Genomic DNA, 2771 nt, shown 5'->3' on the forward strand with positions numbered 1-2771 from the left:
TAACGCCGCTCCCTTATCGGAGCGGAACGTCGTTCCTCGCATGGGCGATCGTCAACAACAACCAGCCCGTTCCCGACGTGTTCTCCAAGATGACCAAAATCGCAGCTTCGGGCCGACTGGGCCGACAAGGACGAACTGTCGGTTCACCCGGACCACGGCTCCGCATGGGCGGCGCTGCTGCGTTTCGTGGACGATCGCTGGTCAGCCTTGCTCGGAAGCACTGAGGCACCCGAAGGCGAGACCGCGCGCGTCGACGCATTCTTCGCCCTTCCCGACGCCTTCTATCTCATCGGCGAAGTGGTGGCGTCGCTGCCCGCCGCCTAGCGTCCGTCTCCCTCGGCCAGGTCCATCAGCTTCTCGATGGCCTGCCAGTACGGCAGTCGTTCGCGGTCGCAGTATTCGACGAAGCGTCCCATCACGCTCACCGGGCCTTTGACGCTGACCTGGTGGAGCTGCTCGCCCGCGTAAGCCGACTTCTGCCGGCGCGGCAGTGCCGCAGGCGCGGACGGCTTCGAGAACCCGTGTTCGCGCCCGACGTCATCGACCGCAGCCGCGTCTCGGCGCTGATCCGTGCGACTGCGTTCAGCCCGCGCGCTCGGCCGGATGTCCGAGAGATCGTCGAGCCCAAGTTTGATGCCGTTGCTCATGCCGTCTGCTCCACGACGGCGTTCTGCCGCCTGATTTCCGTCACAACCTCCTGCACAAAGGCGGTGGCGTTGATGCGCGCCTTGTCCAGCCCGGTCGCCTGATCATCGCCGAGGCTCCAGAGCGAGCGGTAGTGTGTAAACATCGCGCGGAAGCCCGCGCGATCGTTCAGTGCAGTCTCGAAGGTCGGGATACCCGCACCCCTGAACTGCGACCTGATCTCCTTCTCGTCGCGGGTCGCGATCGCGGGGTTCACGCGCGTAAACAGCATGCGATACGGGATCTCGCGGCGAAGCGCCCTCCCCTCGTCCACCACCAGCTTGATCGCCCTGCTCGCCTGTCGCGCGTCGACCGGCGACGCCTGCAGCGGGATGATGACCAAGTCGGTCCGCGAAATCGCGCGAGACATGGCCAAGTTCGCGGTGCCCTCCAGATCGACGATGACGAACTGGCTGGAGGCTGCCGCCTCCTCGATCTCGTCGATGATCGCGTTGTCTGACGGAAGTTTCCGGCACTCGAATCCAGGATCAGGCGTCTCGCTCGCCCACGTCTCAAGCGTCCGGTTCGGGTCGCCGTCGATGACAGTCACCGAGGCTCCGGCCTGGCTGAGACCGCTGGCGAGCACCAACGCCGACGTGCTCTTACCCACCCCGCCCTTGGGGCTTGCAAAGCTGATTACCGGCATGCTCCAGCCTTCCTCGTCATCGCTGCGCTACTCTGGCGCAGCCTTCGCACTACAGGCAGTGACACCGCCCGCCATGACTGCGCCATGCCAGACCTCACATCGCTTGGCAACGCTACACATGGGAAGGCATGGCCATAGTATCCAACCAAGGCGTACTCCACGCCACGCACGCCTCCGCTATGCACCGCCCCGCCACGCAAGGCCACGCATGGCTAGTCTACGCTACGCGATGGTAGCCACCGCCTCGCACCGCTAGGCACCGCTTGGGTATGCTTAGCATTCTCCGCGGTTCAGCTGCGATGCTTCGGCCTTCTCTTGGTACCATAGTCTACCACTGGCCGAAGGGAGGGGAGGGGGAGCAGAATAGCGAAGGAGCAGTCGAGATGCCCTATACCGCACTGAAACCAAGCCAGGAACTCGTCGACATCGTCGGCTCGCTCGGCGGCGTTTGGCACGGGTACGTTGCGACATGCCGATGCCCAGCCCACGTCGATCGGACGCCGAGCCTGTCGCTGCGCCAGGGAGATCGCGGGATCCTTGTGACCTGCTTTGCGGGCTGCGAGGCAGAAGACGTCCTGCGCGAGATCCGTCGCATCCCGGTGACGAGGCGGTTCGAACCCCCGAAGGCCGACATACGGCGCGGGACCGGGAACGTCGAACGTCTCTGGGAACAGGCCCGCGACGTCATGAATACGCTCGGCGACCGCTACCTGCACCGACGCCACATCGCCGCAGGACCGGCCGATCTCCGCTTCCATCCGCGATGCCCGCTCGGACCCAAGGGACGCACCGTCTTCAAGCCCGCCCTGTTGGTCGGCGTGCGGGAGGGACACCGTCTCGTTGCCTTCCAGCGCATCTTCCTCGACCCGGCGACCGCGGACTACGAGTGCAAGGTCATGCTCGGACAACCGGGGCAGGGGGGCCTTGTCGCAAATTCTTCAGGTTAACTCGATGTTGACCATGGGGAGAGAAGTTGCCGCTCCTGATATTGCGGAGCGAGCCGATGATTTTGAATACCATTGCCGAAAAGCTGAAGCGCCAGTCGAAGGATGATTTCAAGGGCAGGCATTTCGAGGCCTGGCTGATTGTACAGGCGGTTGCCTGGTACTTGCGCTACCCGCTCAGCTATCGTGACTTGGAAGAGATGTTTCGCGAGCGGGGCTTCGAGGTCGATCATAGCACGATCAACCGCTGGGTATTGGCTTATGCACCTGTCATCGAGAAACGGCTGCGGCAGTTTCGTCGACCCCATTGCGGCTCGGTCCGGATTGATGAGACCTATGTCAAGATCCGCGGCAAATGGCGCTATCTGTACCGAGGGGCGTGTCGCAAACACTTCTGGAGGCAGCTATCACCCAGCCAAGGCCGGTATTTTCATGCTTTGTTAACCTTTTGCAGTCCGAAGAGGCGCGCAAGCAAATCATTCTGGTCATTGACGGTC

At 63.1% G+C, this 2771-nt stretch carries 5 protein-coding genes; 3 read left to right on the plus strand and 2 right to left on the minus strand.

Going from position 1 to position 2771, the window contains the following annotated elements; translation table 11 throughout:
• The coding region (locus Q4610_RS21560) for a hypothetical protein (protein WP_304537824.1) at window positions 1-224 on the plus strand (224 nt) is incomplete at its 5' end.
• A gap of 96 nt (window positions 225-320) precedes the next feature.
• Here Q4610_RS21560 and Q4610_RS21565 read toward each other — a convergent pair.
• Window positions 321-647, minus strand: a complete 327-nt coding sequence (locus tag Q4610_RS21565) for a hypothetical protein (protein ID WP_304537825.1) — start codon at window positions 645-647, stop codon at window positions 321-323.
• Window positions 644-1330 carry a ParA family protein gene (locus Q4610_RS21570; RefSeq protein ID WP_304537826.1) on the minus strand — a complete coding sequence of 229 codons (687 nt, stop codon included), beginning with the start codon at window positions 1328-1330 and terminating at the stop codon, window positions 644-646. Before Q4610_RS21570 ends, Q4610_RS21565 begins: the two co-directional genes overlap by 4 nt.
• Window positions 1331-1713: 383 nt before the next feature.
• On the opposite strand from Q4610_RS21570, the gene Q4610_RS21575 reads away from it, so the two are divergent.
• Complete coding sequence (locus tag Q4610_RS21575; protein WP_336622886.1) at window positions 1714-2277, plus strand: DUF7146 domain-containing protein; 564 nt, start codon at window positions 1714-1716, stop codon at window positions 2275-2277.
• A 56-nt stretch (window positions 2278-2333) separates the two neighbouring features.
• On the plus strand, window positions 2334-2771 hold a 438-nt coding region (locus Q4610_RS21580), incomplete at its 3' end, for an IS6 family transposase (RefSeq protein WP_304537827.1).

Source organism: Sphingobium cyanobacteriorum (genome assembly GCF_030580935.1).
GTDB lineage: Bacteria > Pseudomonadota > Alphaproteobacteria > Sphingomonadales > Sphingomonadaceae > Sphingobium > Sphingobium cyanobacteriorum.